Consider the following 14802-nt stretch of genomic DNA (forward strand, 5'->3'; position numbering starts at 1 on the left):
GATCAGACCGATCTGATCACTTCTTACCAACACCAAGCTCCTTCAGCTCACTGAGCAGATCACCCAGAACTTTCTTGGCATCGCCGAACACCATGGACGTGTTGGCAAGCTCAAAGAGGTCGTTCTTGATTCCTGAATAACCAGCGCTCATGCCGCGTTTCACGACAAAGACCGTGCGTGCCTGCTGAACATCAAGCACGGGCATGCCGTAGAGGGGTGATTCTGGGTCGTTTTTGGCCTGGGGATTGACGACATCATTCGCGCCCAGCACCAGAACCACGTCCGTGGCAGGGAAATCAGGATTAATGATGTCCATTTCCTTGAGCTGCTCGTAGGGCACATCGGCTTCCGCGAGCAGCACATTCATGTGACCCGGCATGCGCCCAGCCACAGGATGAATGGCGTAATCAACCTGAATACCAGCAGCTTCCAGGGAACGGGTGACCTCCCGGAGGGTGTGCTGAGCCTGGGCTACAGCAAGGCCGTAACCAGGGACAATCACCACCCGCTCAGCCGCTTCAAGGGTGAGGGCACACTCCTCAACGCTGCAGCTGGTGATGTTGGTGTATTCACCGCCGCCCCCGCCGCCGGAAGAGCCAGCTCCCAGGGCTCCACCAAACAGCACCGAAACCAGTGAGCGGTTCATGCCGTTGCACATCACCTGAGTCAGGATCAGGCCCGCAGCGCCGACCATGGCACCCGCCACGATCAGAAGCTGGCTGCCGACCACAAAACCAGCTGCAGCAGCTGCCACACCGGAATAGCTGTTGAGCAGCGAAATCACCACAGGCATGTCTGCGCCGCCGATCGGCAGGGTGACGCCGATGCCCAGCAGGCCGGAAGAGATCACGAGCAACCACAACCCAGCCTGACTGCTGCCATCGGAAGCGATCAAGTTGATCGCTGCCACCAGACAAACAACAGCCAGAGCGATATTGACCAGATGCCGGATCTTGCTCTGCATCCAGGGAGGCGTTGAGAGCCAGCCCTGAAGCTTGGCCATCGCCACGATCGACCCTGTGAAGGTGATCGAGCCAACGAAGACGGAGATCACAATCGATACAACCGCCACGAGCGTGCCGTCATCGAGGGTTCCGGGGAATAGTGCCGCTGCAAGGGCCACCAACAGCGATGACATGCCGCCACAGCCGTTGAACAGCGCCACGGTTTCGGGCATGGAGGTCATGGGAACCCGCTGGGCCGTGATCGCACCCAGCACTCCGCCGACAAGTGTGCCGACGATGATCCATGTCCAGGCCTGCCCATCGAAGCTTGGTGTGCCCAGATAACTGATCAGCAGACCAATCACAGCGAGGGCCATGGCCACAGCGGCCAGCTGATTGGCACTGCGCGCAGAGCGCACTTTGGAGAGACCTTTGATGCCGAGTGCCAGCAGCAGAACGGCGACAAGATCGATGGCGTAGTTCAGGAACTCCATCAGCTGTTCTCCTTGCGAGCGGGCTTGCGGCTGAACATGGCGAGCATGCGGTCAGTGACCAGGAAGCCGCCGATCACGTTGAAGAGAGCGAAGCCAAGGGAGACCGAGCCAAGAACCAGCAGAGGAGTGCTGCCATCGGCTTTGATGATCGCGGTGAGAGCTGCCAGCATCGTGATGCCGGAGATGGCATTGGCACCACTCATCAATGGCGTGTGCAGCGTGGGGGGAACCTTGCCGATCAGCTCGAAGCCGAGCAGGCTTCCGAGCAACAGCACCCAGAGGGCATTCACCAGAGGTGGTGTTTGGGAGGCCGTGGCCGCACCCATGAGAAAAAGGGAATCCATTAATTGGCTCCTGGGGTGAGAACATCTCCGCGGCGGATGGTGCCGTCCTGACTGATCAGGCATCCGGCAATCAGCTCGTCTTTGCTGTCGAGAGTGAGCTGACCATCCTTCAGGGTCGGTTGAAGTAAGGCCAGCAGATTGCGGGCATACATCGCACTGGCGTGATTGGGAACCGTGCAGGGCAGATCGTTGGCACCGATCAGCTTCACGCCATTGCGGTCCACGGTCTTCGAGGCGACGGTGTCGGCGCAGTTACCTCCCTGGGCAACCGCCAGATCCACAACCACAGCTCCTGGGCGCATGCGATCCAGCATGTCCTCACTTATCAGCCGTGGAGCACGACGACCTGGAACCTGAGCTGTGCATATGGCCACATCAGCCTCGGCCAACTGGTCTGAAAGCTGCTGGCGTTGCGCTGCGAGGAAAGCATCAGAGGCCTGCTTGGCATAGCCACCAGACTCAGCGGGCTTGTCCTCCATCTCAGGAGGATCAATAAAACGGGCACCCAGCGATTCCACCTGTTCCTTCACCGCAGGGCGAATGTCGCTGACGTAGACAACGGCGCCGAGCCGGCGTGCCGTGGCGACCGCCTGCAGGCCAGCTACTCCAGCACCCAGAATCACAACGCGGGCCGGTTGAACAGTGCCGGCCGCCGTCATCAACATCGGGAAATAACGGTCAAGTGCCGCAGAGGCCAGGAGCACCGACTTGTAGCCGGCGATATTGGCCTGCGACGACAGCGCATCTGCGGACTGAGCACGGCTGATGCGTGGAAGCAGCTCAAGGGCCATGGCCGACAGACCTGCCTGTTGCAGACCCGCAGCCAGCTCTACGTTCGCATAGGGAGAGAGAAGACCCACCACCAGAGCCCCGCGACGAAGCTGACTGAGGGCCTGCGTCGAGGGTGACTGAACACAGAGCAACAAATCAGCCTGAGACCAGGCCGAGCTGTCCCCGCGGGTCACAAGTTCCGCTCCGGCCTCGGCATACGCCTGATCCAGATAGCCGGAAGGCTGACCAGCACCCTGCTCGAGGACGACCCTGCAGCCGAGTGCAGTGAATTTCTTGACGGTTTCCGGAGAGGCCGCAACGCGGGTTTCGCCCGCTGCGGTCTCCACCGGGATCAACAGTATGGGCAAGATCGTGATGCCGCCGACCCAGCTGAGATTACGAGGTCATGGGGTAAGGAGGCCTGCATCTTTTCTGAAGAAGAGGGTTTGACCCTGAAGCCTGTAGCTAGGGAGAGGATCCTGTCTGCAAAAGCATGGGACTCACCGCAATCGAATGCCCTGATGGCGTCTGCCACAGCCACCACGGCGGTCATGCCGTGGACCGCATCACCATGGAGCACCTTCTGGCTGAACACGGCCGTGAATGGTGCGAGCGCCTCGCGGAAAGGATTTATGAAATGTCGGTGGACACTTTCTCCCAAACCGTGATGCCAAGCCTGCATGCAGCGGGCTGGCAGCGACGTCATCTCGACTGGGAGTTCAAGCTTAGGGATCTGGATTCCGAACCGGATCGCACCCTGGTGGATGGAATCATCAACGCCACTGAGAGCTTTCTGCGCAGCAGTGAGGTGCATCGCCTCTTCATCCAGGAGCTTGTCCAAGGAACATTTGATGAAGCCTCTGACGACCACCTGCGCGCTGAAGCCGTGCGGAACTTGATCGAAAAGGAAATCCTGACGCTTCTGGAACAGAACAGAGCTGAACTGATGGAGCGACTGACCTCAAGAATTCTGGAACCAGCAGGCGGCCAGGTTGATCGCGCTCAGAAGGCCGCTTCAGAGGGATTGATGGAAGTGGAACGATTGCTCTGCAATCACACCGAATCGCTCTGAAATCTGGAGCAGTCTGTGAGCAAGGAGCTTCAGAACATCGGCTGAAGCTCCTCCTCCACCGCTAACGCCTGCGGGCGACGGCCCTGGCCGTGGAGAAGCCGCGCGCGAAGAATCAGCGGGTCAAGGTCGCACTCCAATGGCCAGCAACGCTCAAGACAACGGCGAGACTCTGGACTGGACGAGTAACGGAGAAGGCTTCTGGCCATAGCGGCAGGGGGCCGAACCCCAGGGGCTGATGGTCGGAAGTTAAGGGTGGCGCATACGATTGGAATGGTTAGAAAGACCTATCTTTCAACGTCGCCATCTACACACCGTCCTTCGCTCTTGGTGCCGAGCCTCCGTCGCGGGCGATTCGGCCCAGGCAATGGCAGCAGCAGCTCATTCAACTGCTGCGCAGGCGGTTGGAACCAGGCACGACTGCAGCACGTGATGTACTGATTCATGCCGGTCCAGGCGCTGGCAAAACTCTTGGCGCTTTGCTGTCCTTTCAGGTGATGCAGTCGGAGGGCAAGCTTCAACGCGCTGTGATCTTCTGCCATCGCACCTCGATCCTCAGCCAGTGGCAGAGTGCTGCGGGCCAGCTGGGTCTGCAGCTTGATCTCTGGAACGGGCCTAACAGCGCCTCAGACGCCGCGGACGGATGGTTGCTCAGCTACCAGGGTGCAGGACGCCAGCAGGAGACCCTGAAAGCCGAGCTCAGCCGCTGGAACCAGGACCTTCTGCTGGCCATCGCCGACGAAGCGCATCATCTTGGAGTGGACCCCGATGAACCTGACGGCCCGGTTTGGGGACGAACGTTTCTGGAGCTCAGCAGCCATGCCCGGTTGCGTCTTGGTTTGACTGGAACACCGTTTCGCGCCGACAACCTGGCGTTCTGCGCCGCCCGGCGGGTGCGGGTGGAGGAAGCCGGCCAGCTGGTGGAACAGATCCATCCCGATCTTTCTGTCGAACCCCGAGAATTGATCGATGCTGGTGATGTTCGTCCCCTCGAATTTCGTTTTCAAGACGGCTGGGTGGAACACGCCCAGGAAGGGCTGACGGACCGAGAGGTTTCGCCACTGTCAGCTGAACAGAGAGAAAGCTGGAGAGCCAGGAATCTGCGCCGCGCCATTCGTCTTTCCGACAGCAGCAGCATTGCCCAGCTTCTGCTGCTGAGAGCTCGCACCAAGCTCGAAAGCGTTCGCAAACGTCACCCGCGAGCAGGCGGACTGGTGATCGCCCGCGACATTGAGCATGCCCGCAGCATCACCTTGCTGCTGGAAGAGGAAGGTGATCGGGTCGATCTGGTGCATTCCCAGGACCCAGGAGCTCCTGAACGCCTCAATGCCTTTCAGAGCGGTGATGCCGACTGGCTAGTGAGCATTGATATGTGCGCCGAAGGGTTCGATGCCTCACGGCTGAGGGTGGTCGCTTACCTGACCACGGTGGTGACGCGAAGTCGTTTCGTTCAGGGAATCACCAGAGCCGTGCGCATGTGCAGTGAAAGAGCCTCGCTGGAAGCGGTTCCGCGCGAACCCTCCTACGTGTTCGCTCCAGCGGATCCATTGCTGATGCAATACGCCCGCAGCTGGTCTCTGTCTGAGCCTTATCGCATCGCAGCCCCGCAAAGCGCCGAAGACAACGACAACAATCTGGGAGGTGACTGGCGAGGTCCGTCGCTGCCGATGGAAGCGATTGAGGACGGTGCAGGCGCTGTGATCAGGATGCGCACTCCGCAGTTACCCAGATTTTTGCAGCGTTGAAAACATTCTTTCCCAAGAAAAAATGCGACATTCTGCGAAATCCGGCCTGATTTGGTCCCATCAACCATCAGCCTGGTCGCCATCTGGGAGACAGACATGGACGCAGCAATTGAACGTCGAGTCAACGTTGCCACCTGCTGGGCAAGAACCCGGATTGCCGTTCTGGACAGTGCTGAGCGCTACGAAGACAGCTATGCACTTACTCAGGAATTCAGAGAATGGATTACCTGCTTAGGGGAGCATCCTGAACTTCTTGAGGACTCTGTGTTGAGTGTTCAGCGAACACAAGTGAAACGCCATCACCTGGAACTTGACGGAGCAACAGACGGAGCGGTTGAAATCTAAAGAAAGGCTGAAATTTGTATCGAAACCTTGAGGCATTTCGGTCCAATTTGTACATCTGGGCGAAGCAAATTTCACCCAGGCCGACCATTCGAATCCTTCTGGCGTTGCCGCTGACGAGACGTCGCGGAGATTAAAGTCATCTCATAGTCATTCCGGATAAGCATGGCGGTTGAGAATTTGGTGATTGTGGGGTCCGGCCCAGCCGGCTACACCGCTGCCATCTATGCCGCCCGCGCCAATCTCAATCCCCTTCTCATCACTGGGTTTCAGAGGGGAGGCATCCCCGGTGGCCAGCTGATGACCACCACCCATGTTGAAAACTTCCCCGGATTTCCTGACGGCGTTCTCGGTCCAGACCTGATGGACTTGATGAAAGCCCAGGCCACGCGCTGGGGAGCAAGGCTGCTTGAAGCTGATGCCGACCGCATTGATCTCAGCCAGCGTCCTTACCGAATTGAAGTCGACGGGCAGATCGTTGAATCCCAAGCGGTGATCATCGCCACAGGGGCCAGCGCTAATCGGCTCGGAGTACCGAATGAAAAGCGCTTCTGGAGCAAGGGCATCAGCGCCTGTGCCATCTGCGATGGCGCCACACCTCAGTTTCGCAACGAAGAATTAGCCGTGGTCGGCGGTGGCGATTCAGCTTGCGAAGAGGCGGTCTACCTCACCAAATACGGCAGCCATGTCCATCTGCTGGTGCGTTCAGACCGTCTGCGCGCCAGTGCGGCAATGAGTGACCGCGTTCAGGCCAATCCACAGATCAGCGTGCACTGGAACACTCAGGTAAGCGACGTTCAAGGCGATGACTGGTTAAGCAGCCTCAACCTGCATCGACGTGACAGCGGTCTCGACGAGGAGCTGGCTGTTCGGGGCATGTTTTATGCCATCGGACACACGCCCAACACAGAGCTCGTTCGCGACCAGCTCGACTGCGATCCCATCGGTTACCTGGTCACCCAACCGGGTCGACCGGAGACCTCCATGGAAGGTGTGTTCGCAGCAGGTGATGTCGCCGATGGAGAATGGCGTCAGGGCGTCACCGCCGCTGGCAGCGGCTGTCAGGCCGCTCTCGCCGCCGAACGATGGCTCTCTCATCACAATCTGGCAACGCTGGTCAGCAGGGATCAGGCCGAGCCAGCCAAAGCAGAACCACCACAGACCACAGCCGAGACCACTGAAGCCACCTACGACTCAAACGCCCTGTGGCAGAAAGGCAGCTATGCCCTGCGGAAGCTGTATCACGACAGCACTCGGCCCCTGCTTGTGGTCTATACATCGCCAAGCTGCGGGCCCTGCCACGTGCTCAAACCCCAGCTGAAGCGAGTGCTTGATGAGCTGCACGGGGAAGCCCAGGGAATTGAAATCGATATCGAAGCCGACCAAGAGATCGCTCAGCAGGCCGGAGTCAATGGCACCCCAACTGTTCAGCTGTTTTTCGACAAGCAACTGAAGCAGCAGTGGCGTGGGGTGAAGCAGCGGAGTGAGTTCATGGACTCAATCCGCTCGGTTCTCAGCAAAGCCTGAGCCTCAACGGCGACGAGGTCCACCCGGACGGTTACCACCAGGTCGGCCACCGGGGGCACCGGCGTTGCGTTCTCTGTAGGTGATCCGGCCACGCGTCAGGTCATAGGGACTGATCTCGACCAGCACCTTGTCTCCGGCCAACAGCTTGATTCTGAACTTGGTGAGTTTCCCCGCGGCACGGCAAAGGCATTGATGACCTGCGGGCTGCTCCAGGGTCACCAGGTAAAACCCGTTGCCCTGTTCCTTCTCGATCACACCCGAGGTTTCAATCATGCGCCGGCATTGACCCGCAAAACGTTCCTCCATTTTAGGAGGCCGCCTGCTGTCTGAGCAGCCCCAAGACAGATGAGCTCTCCCTAAGGTCAGCTGATCCTGTAACGAGCCGATGATTCTCCCTCCCCTCTCCATGGATCTGGGGCTGCTAATGATTTCCATCGGTGCTGTGAACCTGTGGCGTGCCCGCCAGAAATCCACCTAACCTTCTGAATTGCCCAAAAAGTCCGCTCTCGCCTCTTTCGTCAACCTGACTCGGTCTGATTCCCAGGTTCGCGATCAGGTGCGTCAGGCAGCGACTCCCATGCATTTGGTGAACATGGCCAAGGAAAAGGGTCTCGTCTTGACCCAGGCCACCATGATGAAAATGCAGGCCGAAAAAATGAAGCATCTGCACGATGATCACATCAACGACGCCTCCACCTGGGGCGAAGCACTTTTGATCTGCTTCGGCGAACACTCCTGACACTTCTGCTTCACAAACCATACGGAGTCCTCAGCCAGTTCACACCGGAACCGGGCAGCCGATGGGGCTGCCTTGCCGACTGGGTGAATATTCCTGATGTTTATGCGGCAGGTCGTCTGGACGCCGACAGCGAAGGGCTGCTCCTCCTCACCGCCAACGGCCGCCTGCAACAACGATTCACAGACCCCCGCTTTGGCCATTGGCGCACTTACTGGGTACAGGTTGAGGGCAGTGCTGATCAACGCCAGCTGGATGCCCTTTGCGATGGGGTAATGGTCAAACAGCAGCTCACCAGGCCTGCAAGGGCAAAACGTCTTGCTGCTGAACACGAACAGACACTCACGGCACGCAACCCGCCAATCCGCACCAGGCTCAGCATTCCCACCACTTGGCTGCAACTCAGCCTGAGGGAAGGGCGCAACCGCCAGGTGCGTCGCATGACAGCGGCCGTGGGGCTTCCAACGCTGCGACTGATCCGCCACAGCATTGATCTGATGGATGGAGGGCCACCTCTCAACCTCAGCGGCCTCGCCTCAGGCCAATGGCGTGAGATCACGTCGGACGAGCATCAACGCCTTAGAGCCCTGCTCAACCAGCAGCCAAAACGCCGGTGAGCGTGACAGAACGGAATTCGATGCCTTCTACAACACGCCATGGCTGCTCGGAGCGGTCGGCATAGCTCACATCCTCAAAGCCGAGTGCACGGAAATCGGCGAGGAAGGCGTCCTCCTCCCAAGCACCACTGATGCAACCGCTCCAGAGATCTGGATCTTGTTGGAGATGCTGAGGAACAGGGCGATCACACACAATATCGCTGATGGCGACGCGGCCTGAGGGTCGCAACACTCTGCGGATGTTGGCGAGTAGAGCCGAACGCGCTGAAGGATTCACCAGATTGAGCACACAATTGCTCAGCACCACATCCACACTGGCTGAGGGAATCAGCAGCTCACCCGTTGGGGTTGGCGCATCAAGAGCTTCGATTGCCCCCTCCAGAAAGCGAACGTTGCTGTAACCGATTCGCTCGGCCACCACTGGAGCTGCAACGCAGGCAAGCTCCAACATGTCGGCATTGCGGTCCACGCCAATCACAGCGCCATCGCCACCCACGACCTGGGCACAGATAAAGGCATTTTTGCCGCTGCCACTACCCAGATCCAGCACGGTGTCACCCGAACGAACCCAGCGCGTCGGGTCGCCGCAGCCGTAATCACGCTCCACCACCTCCTCGGGGATGACCTTGAGCAAGGAGGCGTCAAAGGCGACTGGAGTACAGAGACAGGCTTCCTGCTCCAGCGCTGCAGCTCCATAGCGCTGTTCAACGGCCTGGGTCTGATCGAGAGCCGGTCCACAACATCCTTCGCTCATCAGCCGAGGGCCTCCAGCAATTCACGCACAGTCGACCACTGACCGTAGTAGTAATTCGCGCTCGCTCGGCGGTCGCTGTCCTCAAGGCTGTCGAAGGCATCGAACCCCACATTGCGCCAAAGATCATGACCACAGGCGCGGTCAAGCTCCGTCTCGGCTTCACGGGCAAGATTGTCGAGACGTCGCTGCAGATTCTTGACTTGAGCGGCAGACATCTTGAGGAAAGGCAGATGAATTCAATGTATCGAAAAGACTAGTACGCATCAACTAGTCGACTGAAGTTTGGCTTCGATCAGAACGGCAGTTTCTTCTTTGCGTCCTTATCCAGATCAGCCTCCATCGCCCGGAGTCTCTTGAGGATTGAGTCGTAGTACTCCTTGACGTAGTCCTCAAGGTGAGTGATCTCGCCGGGATCAATGCCGAAGCTCTGGTAGGTCTCCTCCATCGGTGCATCCATCGAGACACCACCTCCTGAAACCTCGGCGAATGCCAGACGTTCAGCCACGTTCACGGCAGGTTCAAAGAAGGAACACATCGCTTCGGTGAATCGCATGATGAAGGAGGGCACTCGAAACACCCTCGCTGACTTGTCAGCAGCACGTTCGCAGAGCTGAACAACCTCACCGCTGTTCCAGGCCTTGGGCCCAACAACGGGAAATGTCTTGCGCACCGTCTCCTCATGGTCGAGAGCAGCCACGGCGAAACGAGCCATGTCCTGCGTGTTCATGTAGGCAATCGATGTGGGGCTGCCGCTCACCCAAACGGTCTGGCTCTCCAGAACAGGAATGGCGAACTGGCTGACCACGCCCTGCATGAACGCCACACCTTGGAGGATGGTGTAGTCGAGCTCTGATTCCTTCAGAAGTTTTTCAGTGCAGTATTTGATGTCCATCAACGGCACATCTCGGTGCTGTTCAGCATTCAGAATCGAGAGGAACACGAAACGATTCACACCGGCGCGTTCACAGGCTCGGAGAAGGTTGAGCTTGCCGTCCCAATCTGTTTGATAGATGCTCTTGGGATCATCGGGGCGGCTGGTGGCCGCATCGATCACGGCATCAACTCCTTCGAGGGCGTAATCGAGGCTGGCTGGATTGAGCAAATCACCGCGTGTGAGTTCGCAACCCCACTCCTGAAGGAAGGACGCTTTCCTTGGGATTCGCACCATGCAGCGAACGTCATGACCTTGATCAAGAGCCCTGCGGGCGATCTGCCTGCCCAAGGTTCCTGTTCCACCGACCACAAGAACCTGCATAGGGCTTTCAAAGTCCAGCGAGGAGCTTAGTTGGCGTTCCCTCGCACTGCGGAGATCAGTCCTTCTGCAGCTTGAGCAGCAAGGCTCCACCTGCCAGGCCCACGGGAATCAGCACCCAAAACACAGCTGCAATCCCGAAAATCTCCGAAGCCATCGAACAGTGCTCTGAATCAGCTTCTATTTAACGATCTCCAGCAATGTGTTGAACGCATTGTTGTAATAACTCAGCCATCGGCGCATCGGTGCGCAGCTGGCCGTTCATGACTGCGCTTGGGCATGCCTGGTGACCTGCACTCAGCAGCGCCTGAACCAGCTCCTCCAGCGGAGGTGGTTCAGCAAGAGAGAGCCGGCTTGCAAGCTCAGCAGTGGACCAGCAGCAGACCGGCAATCCGCAGTCCCTCTGCAGACGTTGCAGCAGACGCCGACCAGCAGCTGAAAGAGTGTCTGGCTGTGGATCGGCAAGCTTGAGCAACTGAGCCAGAACTGCAGGCATCTGCAAAGGCCCGATCCAGAGCGGCCCTGTCACCGCCCATCGGCCCTGGCCATCCGTGCAGCGACAGGATCTCCAGCCCAAGAGCTTCAACAGCGGTTGAACCGCTTGATCACCACAGCGCTCGCAACGTGCCAGCAGGCCTAGCTGCGATTCCTCATCAGCGGCCAAGCGCTGGCGCAATCGCACAACAAGCCGGAATGTGCGTCCTTCACTGAAACTGGCAACGGGTTCAAGCCCCCGGCCTAATTGCCAGGCTTCTCTTGCTAGCACTGCCAGCTGAAGCCGCAGAGCCAGCTCCCAACTGGCGGGATGGGCTCGCGCTGCTGCCCCGAAATGACGCACCGCCGCACGGCGGTCATGGCCGGTTGGCGAACGTCCATCCGTGCTGGCGAGAACAAGTAGGCCGTCGAAGCGCAGCACCGCCAAGGCCGACTGAAGTAGGGCATTGGGACAACCGAAGGCATCAAGATCAATCAGATCGAAGAAGGTCTGATCGAGGTAGGCCTGGCGCAGAAGACGCTCCGCCGCCCAACTGGTTGTTGCCAACGACACACCACGCATACCCTGCAGAAGCTGAAGGTTCGATTCCAGCAACGAGCTGCGATCTGGATCGGCATCGTTCAACCAAAGCTCCAGATCGGGTCTGGATTCGGGACAGGCTTCGAGCCCCCAGCGCAGACCGCGGATGCCACAACCGGCCATCAGGTCAAGCCAGCGCAGTGGCCGTTGCGCCTCTGACGCTTGGTGGGCCGCCAGCAGAACCGAAAGATCCCTCGAGGGTCGCGAATCCTTGCGGAAAAAGCCTGATCCCGTCTGCAGACAGACAGCTCCTTCGCGATAGTGAGAAACCGGCGCTTCCAGGTGCGTGCACGCAACCGCTCTCCAGCCTGCCTCCACCGGTGCCGACTGGGGAGAAGCCAGCACATGGCACTGGCTGGATCTCAAGTGTCACTGGCGGGTTCTCGGGCAACCCTCGGCTCCGCCAATCGTGCTAATTCACGGCTTTGGCGCCAGCAGCAGTCACTGGAGGCATAACGCCGGAGTCCTTGCCGCAGCGGGCTATCGGGTGTTCAGCCTCGACCTGATCGGCTTCGGGCGCTCCGACCAGCCCGGACTGAATCGGCACTTCTCACTCGACAACAGATTGTGGTCCAGGCAACTGGCCGCCTTTCTCGAAGAAGTGGTGCAGCAACCGGCGGTGCTTGTGGGCAACTCACTGGGGGGCCTCACCGTTCTGACCACCGCTGCGTTGCGACCCAAACTGGTGAAAGCAGCCGTTGCAGCACCTCTACCGGACCCCACCCTGCTGCGCCCCCTGCCACAACAGCAGTCCCGCTGGCTGGAGCGGTTACGACGCACCACGGTGACAGCAATCTGCTGCCTACTGCCCCTGGAATTGATCGTGCCGCTGATCGCGCGAACTCCTCTGCTGCGGGCTGGGCTTCAGGGTGCTTATCAACGATCAATCCGAACCGACCGGGAGCTGCAGGCCCTGATCGCTCAGCCTGCCCTCAGGGGGACAGCTGCCAGAAGCCTTCGTGCGATGAGCGTGGGCATGGCTCTCCGTCCCAGAAACGCCACCGCCCCAGTGCTGCTGCAAAGACTGAAGACCATGCGAAACGCTCCTCCGATTCTGTTGATTTGGGGGCGCCAGGACCGATTCGTGCCGTTGATGATCGGCGAATGGGTCCGATCTCAGCACCCATGGGTGGAGCTCAAGGTGATCGAAAACGCCGGCCATTGCCCCCACGACGAAACACCCGATCGCTTTCACCTGGAGTTGCTGCACTGGCTGGACCGTAATTTGGGAAGCACAAGCGCACCAGGGATCGGTCACCCCGCATGAAGCACACTCTGTCGGTTCTGGTGGAGGACGAATCAGGCGCCCTAAGCCGAATAGCCGGCCTGTTCGCACGCCGTGGCTTCAACATCGACAGCCTTGCGGTTGGTCCTGCTGAGGCTGTTGGTCGCTCAAGGCTGACCATGGTGGTCGAAGGCGACGAGCACACCCTTCAACAGATGAGCAAACAGCTCGACAAGCTTGTCAACGTGCTGCAGGTTCTCGACCTCTCCCAGCGTCCTGCAGTCGAACGTGAGTTGATGCTGATGAAAGTCTCCGCACCGGCGGCTCAACGCAGCGCAATCCTTGAGTTAGTTCAGGTGTTCAGAGCCAAGGTGGTCGACGTCGCAGACGATGCTCTGACCCTGGAGGTTGTGGGCGATCCAGGGAAGCTGGTTGCGCTGGAACGGCTGATGGCGCCCTACGGCATCGAGGAAATCGCTCGAACCGGCAAGGTAGCTCTCGAAAGAGCTTCTGGAGTGAACACTGAAATGCTCAAGGCTTCAAGCTCAGGCGGGCGAGTGCCCGCCTGAGCTTCTCGTTGATCAGAGACCGGGTGTCAACACCACGGCCTTCTCGATGGTGTCGTCCTGACGGATGGCATCCACAACATCAAGACCTTGAGTCACGCGGCCGAAGACGGCGTAGCGACCATCGAGTTCTGGCAGCGGCTTGAGTGCGATGTAGAACTGGGCGCTGGCGGAATCTGGAGCCTGGGAGCGAGCCATAGCCAGGGCGCCGCGTTCATGGCTGAGTTTGAGCTGCACAAGCTCAGTGGGGTTACTTACAACGCGGCCATAACGGGGCTGGTCTTCGCCGTTAAAGGACAGCTCAAGAGGCACAAAACGTGCCTGTCCGGAGGTCGGATCAACGAAGCTCCCCGTTCCGTACTGCGACTTTGGAGTCGCGGGATCACTAGAGGAGGGATCACCGCCCTGCACCACAAATGGAACCGGGTCCCTCACCACTCGATGAAAAACAGTGCCGTTGTAGGCACCCCTTTGAACCAGATCAAGAAAATTCCCAGCCGTCACAGGAGCGGCATCGCCGTTGAGTTCCAGGGTGATCGAGCCCTGGCTGGTTGTGAGCTCAACGCTGGCCTTGCCCTGAAGGCAAGGACTGCTGGCCTGCTCGCAGCCAACCGGTATCGAAGCCGTTGTGCTGGACGCACAGCTCACCAAAAGAGGCAGACACAAGGCAAGTGCCATCAGTGTCTTGATGGATTGACGAATCATGATCATTCAGAGCCCTTCCAAGTTCACATTCAAAAAGCGTGCAAGTTCAGCTCCGTCCTGCTCGAGCTGGGCGAGAGGTAGAGGCTCACCCACTCGAGTGAGGGGCATGTCGCGTCGACCCTGCACACGCAAAGACACACGTCGGCGAGTGTTGAAGCCGTCACGGACTTCAACCTTGACAGCCTTGATGTCTTTGATCGGTATCTCAACACTGATGGGCTTGCGAAAACCTCGGCGAGAAATAGTCACGACCCCTGAGGATTTATCGAAACGATTCATGCCGGCGCCCACATCGATGGCGATCACCGTCCAGAGATAGGAGGCAAGAAGGGCTGCAGCGATGCTGTAAAGCCCCATCACCAGGCCCTGGGGGACGAATACAAGTCCTGCAGGGTGGCCTAAGGGAAGAAGATCACGCCCCAAATAACTGGAGAGCGAGGCGAACAGAAAGCCGACGCCACCAATGGTGACCATGGCGGCGACCAGGACATTGGAAAGCCGCCGAGAACCGACGACAGGTTGTTCAAGCAGATCAGCGGCCATCACAGCCCGGGAGCAGCGCCCATTGTGACCGCCGAAGCGGCATCGATGGCGACGTTCGGCGGCTCTGCCACAAAGGCTGAAACCAAAGCGGAA

At 59.0% G+C, this 14802-nt stretch carries 20 protein-coding genes; 8 read left to right on the plus strand and 12 right to left on the minus strand.

Annotated features, from left to right (window positions below):
* Positions 1-16 precede the first annotated feature (16 nt).
* From SIB42_RS12390 to SIB42_RS12400, 3 genes are read right to left on the minus strand one after another with little or no spacing between them, the layout of a single operon-like run.
* The gene (locus SIB42_RS12390; protein ID WP_067097637.1) at positions 17-1438 is read right to left on the minus strand and encodes an NAD(P)(+) transhydrogenase (Re/Si-specific) subunit beta; all 1422 of its coding nucleotides are present in this window, start codon (positions 1436-1438) and stop codon (positions 17-19) included.
* Positions 1438-1782, minus strand: a complete 345-nt coding sequence (locus tag SIB42_RS12395) for an NAD(P) transhydrogenase subunit alpha (RefSeq protein ID WP_369813443.1) — start codon at positions 1780-1782, stop codon at positions 1438-1440. The genes SIB42_RS12390 and SIB42_RS12395 overlap by 1 nt, the downstream gene beginning before the upstream one ends.
* The gene (locus SIB42_RS12400) at positions 1782-2900 is read right to left on the minus strand and encodes an NAD(P) transhydrogenase subunit alpha (RefSeq protein WP_067097862.1); all 1119 of its coding nucleotides are present in this window, start codon (positions 2898-2900) and stop codon (positions 1782-1784) included. The genes SIB42_RS12395 and SIB42_RS12400 overlap by 1 nt, the downstream gene beginning before the upstream one ends.
* A gap of 146 nt (positions 2901-3046) precedes the next feature.
* Here SIB42_RS12400 and SIB42_RS12405 point away from each other — a divergent pair, with 146 nt between their 5' ends.
* The gene (locus SIB42_RS12405; protein WP_067097636.1) at positions 3047-3625 is read left to right on the plus strand and encodes an EF-1 guanine nucleotide exchange domain-containing protein; all 579 of its coding nucleotides are present in this window, start codon (positions 3047-3049) and stop codon (positions 3623-3625) included.
* Between the two features lie 29 nt (positions 3626-3654).
* Here the strand turns inward: SIB42_RS12405 and SIB42_RS12410 are convergent, their stop codons facing one another.
* Entirely contained in the window at positions 3655-3831 is a 177-nt protein-coding gene (locus tag SIB42_RS12410; protein WP_186990955.1) for a hypothetical protein, read from the minus strand.
* 195 nt (positions 3832-4026) lie between these two features.
* Between SIB42_RS12410 and SIB42_RS12415 the strand changes: the two genes are divergently transcribed.
* The 3 genes from SIB42_RS12415 to trxB all read left to right on the plus strand — a co-directional run bounded on the left by SIB42_RS12415 (position 4027) and on the right by trxB (position 7236).
* Complete coding sequence (locus tag SIB42_RS12415) at positions 4027-5367, plus strand: DEAD/DEAH box helicase (protein ID WP_231856479.1); 1341 nt, start codon at positions 4027-4029, stop codon at positions 5365-5367.
* Between the two features lie 96 nt (positions 5368-5463).
* The gene (locus SIB42_RS12420; protein ID WP_067097859.1) at positions 5464-5712 is read left to right on the plus strand and encodes a hypothetical protein; all 249 of its coding nucleotides are present in this window, start codon (positions 5464-5466) and stop codon (positions 5710-5712) included.
* A gap of 162 nt (positions 5713-5874) precedes the next feature.
* Positions 5875-7236: a thioredoxin-disulfide reductase gene (gene trxB, locus SIB42_RS12425; RefSeq protein WP_067097630.1), complete on the plus strand. Its 1362-nt coding sequence runs from the start codon at positions 5875-5877 to the stop codon at positions 7234-7236.
* A gap of 3 nt (positions 7237-7239) precedes the next feature.
* Here trxB and infA read toward each other — a convergent pair whose 3' ends face one another.
* Positions 7240-7509, minus strand: a complete 270-nt coding sequence (gene infA / locus SIB42_RS12430) for a translation initiation factor IF-1 (protein ID WP_006041809.1) — start codon at positions 7507-7509, stop codon at positions 7240-7242.
* 319 nt (positions 7510-7828) lie between these two features.
* On the opposite strand from infA, the gene SIB42_RS12435 reads away from it, so the two are divergent.
* Both SIB42_RS12435 and SIB42_RS12440 read left to right on the plus strand, forming a co-directional pair.
* Complete coding sequence (locus tag SIB42_RS12435) at positions 7829-7975, plus strand: hypothetical protein (protein WP_413328078.1); 147 nt, start codon at positions 7829-7831, stop codon at positions 7973-7975.
* Positions 7954-8589 carry a pseudouridine synthase gene (locus tag SIB42_RS12440; RefSeq protein ID WP_074160775.1) on the plus strand — a complete coding sequence of 212 codons (636 nt, stop codon included), beginning with the start codon at positions 7954-7956 and terminating at the stop codon, positions 8587-8589. The genes SIB42_RS12435 and SIB42_RS12440 overlap by 22 nt, the downstream gene beginning before the upstream one ends.
* On the opposite strand, the gene SIB42_RS12445 is transcribed toward SIB42_RS12440, so the two are convergent.
* The 5 genes from SIB42_RS12445 to SIB42_RS12465 form a co-directional block, all read right to left on the minus strand.
* The gene (locus SIB42_RS12445; RefSeq protein ID WP_067097625.1) at positions 8564-9343 is read right to left on the minus strand and encodes a methyltransferase domain-containing protein; all 780 of its coding nucleotides are present in this window, start codon (positions 9341-9343) and stop codon (positions 8564-8566) included. The two genes, SIB42_RS12440 and SIB42_RS12445, sit on opposite strands and share 26 nt — an antisense overlap.
* Complete coding sequence (locus SIB42_RS12450; protein ID WP_067097622.1) at positions 9343-9558, minus strand: hypothetical protein; 216 nt, start codon at positions 9556-9558, stop codon at positions 9343-9345. The genes SIB42_RS12445 and SIB42_RS12450 overlap by 1 nt, the downstream gene beginning before the upstream one ends.
* A gap of 77 nt (positions 9559-9635) precedes the next feature.
* Positions 9636-10598 (minus strand): NAD(P)H-binding protein, encoded by a 963-nt coding sequence (locus SIB42_RS12455; protein WP_067097619.1) that lies wholly within the window; start codon positions 10596-10598, stop codon positions 9636-9638.
* Between the two features lie 55 nt (positions 10599-10653).
* A complete protein-coding gene (gene petM, locus SIB42_RS12460) occupies positions 10654-10752 on the minus strand; it encodes a cytochrome b6-f complex subunit PetM (protein ID WP_011933540.1) in 99 nt (32 codons plus the stop codon).
* Positions 10753-10779: 27 nt separating this feature from the next.
* Entirely contained in the window at positions 10780-11988 is a 1209-nt protein-coding gene (locus SIB42_RS12465; RefSeq protein WP_067097616.1) for a N2,N2-dimethylguanosine tRNA methyltransferase, read from the minus strand.
* On the opposite strand from SIB42_RS12465, the gene SIB42_RS12470 reads away from it, so the two are divergent.
* Both SIB42_RS12470 and ilvN read left to right on the plus strand, forming a co-directional pair.
* Positions 11957-12937 carry an alpha/beta fold hydrolase gene (locus tag SIB42_RS12470; RefSeq protein ID WP_067097613.1) on the plus strand — a complete coding sequence of 327 codons (981 nt, stop codon included), beginning with the start codon at positions 11957-11959 and terminating at the stop codon, positions 12935-12937. The genes SIB42_RS12465 and SIB42_RS12470 overlap by 32 nt on opposite strands.
* A complete protein-coding gene (gene ilvN, locus SIB42_RS12475; protein ID WP_067097610.1) occupies positions 12934-13464 on the plus strand; it encodes an acetolactate synthase small subunit in 531 nt (176 codons plus the stop codon). The genes SIB42_RS12470 and ilvN overlap by 4 nt, the downstream gene beginning before the upstream one ends.
* Positions 13465-13476: 12 nt before the next feature.
* Here ilvN and SIB42_RS12480 read toward each other — a convergent pair whose 3' ends face one another.
* Positions 13477-14166 carry a peptidylprolyl isomerase gene (locus SIB42_RS12480; RefSeq protein WP_067097853.1) on the minus strand — a complete coding sequence of 230 codons (690 nt, stop codon included), beginning with the start codon at positions 14164-14166 and terminating at the stop codon, positions 13477-13479.
* A 6-nt stretch (positions 14167-14172) separates the two neighbouring features.
* A complete protein-coding gene (locus SIB42_RS12485) occupies positions 14173-14709 on the minus strand; it encodes a photosystem I assembly protein Ycf4 (protein ID WP_067097850.1) in 537 nt (178 codons plus the stop codon).
* Positions 14710-14802 lie beyond the last annotated feature (93 nt).

This window comes from Synechococcus sp. MIT S9508 (assembly GCF_047303045.1).
Taxonomy (GTDB): Bacteria; Cyanobacteriota; Cyanobacteriia; order PCC-6307; family Cyanobiaceae; genus Synechococcus_C.

Excerpts from the sequence above, each read along its gene's own strand:
- SIB42_RS12485 (WP_067097850.1), bottom strand. The coding sequence starts at position 14,709 with ATGGCCGCTGATCTGCTTGAACAACCTGTCGTCGGTTCTCGGCGGCTT.
- SIB42_RS12480 (WP_067097853.1), bottom strand. The coding sequence starts at position 14,166 with ATGATTCGTCAATCCATCAAGACACTGATGGCACTTGCCTTGTGTCTG.
- SIB42_RS12390 (WP_067097637.1), bottom strand. The coding sequence starts at position 1,438 with ATGGAGTTCCTGAACTACGCCATCGATCTTGTCGCCGTTCTGCTGCTG.
- ilvN (WP_067097610.1), top strand. The coding sequence starts at position 12,934 with ATGAAGCACACTCTGTCGGTTCTGGTGGAGGACGAATCAGGCGCCCTA.
- SIB42_RS12455 (WP_067097619.1), bottom strand. The coding sequence starts at position 10,598 with ATGCAGGTTCTTGTGGTCGGTGGAACAGGAACCTTGGGCAGGCAGATC.
- trxB (WP_067097630.1), top strand. The coding sequence starts at position 5,875 with ATGGCGGTTGAGAATTTGGTGATTGTGGGGTCCGGCCCAGCCGGCTAC.
- SIB42_RS12420 (WP_067097859.1), top strand. The coding sequence starts at position 5,464 with ATGGACGCAGCAATTGAACGTCGAGTCAACGTTGCCACCTGCTGGGCA.
- infA (WP_006041809.1), bottom strand. The coding sequence starts at position 7,509 with ATGATTGAAACCTCGGGTGTGATCGAGAAGGAACAGGGCAACGGGTTT.
- SIB42_RS12445 (WP_067097625.1), bottom strand. The coding sequence starts at position 9,343 with ATGAGCGAAGGATGTTGTGGACCGGCTCTCGATCAGACCCAGGCCGTT.
- SIB42_RS12450 (WP_067097622.1), bottom strand. The coding sequence starts at position 9,558 with ATGTCTGCCGCTCAAGTCAAGAATCTGCAGCGACGTCTCGACAATCTT.
- SIB42_RS12435 (WP_413328078.1), top strand. The coding sequence starts at position 7,829 with ATGGCCAAGGAAAAGGGTCTCGTCTTGACCCAGGCCACCATGATGAAA.
- SIB42_RS12405 (WP_067097636.1), top strand. The coding sequence starts at position 3,047 with ATGGGACTCACCGCAATCGAATGCCCTGATGGCGTCTGCCACAGCCAC.
- SIB42_RS12410 (WP_186990955.1), bottom strand. The coding sequence starts at position 3,831 with ATGGCCAGAAGCCTTCTCCGTTACTCGTCCAGTCCAGAGTCTCGCCGT.
- SIB42_RS12395 (WP_369813443.1), bottom strand. The coding sequence starts at position 1,782 with ATGGATTCCCTTTTTCTCATGGGTGCGGCCACGGCCTCCCAAACACCA.
- petM (WP_011933540.1), bottom strand. The coding sequence starts at position 10,752 with ATGGCTTCGGAGATTTTCGGGATTGCAGCTGTGTTTTGGGTGCTGATT.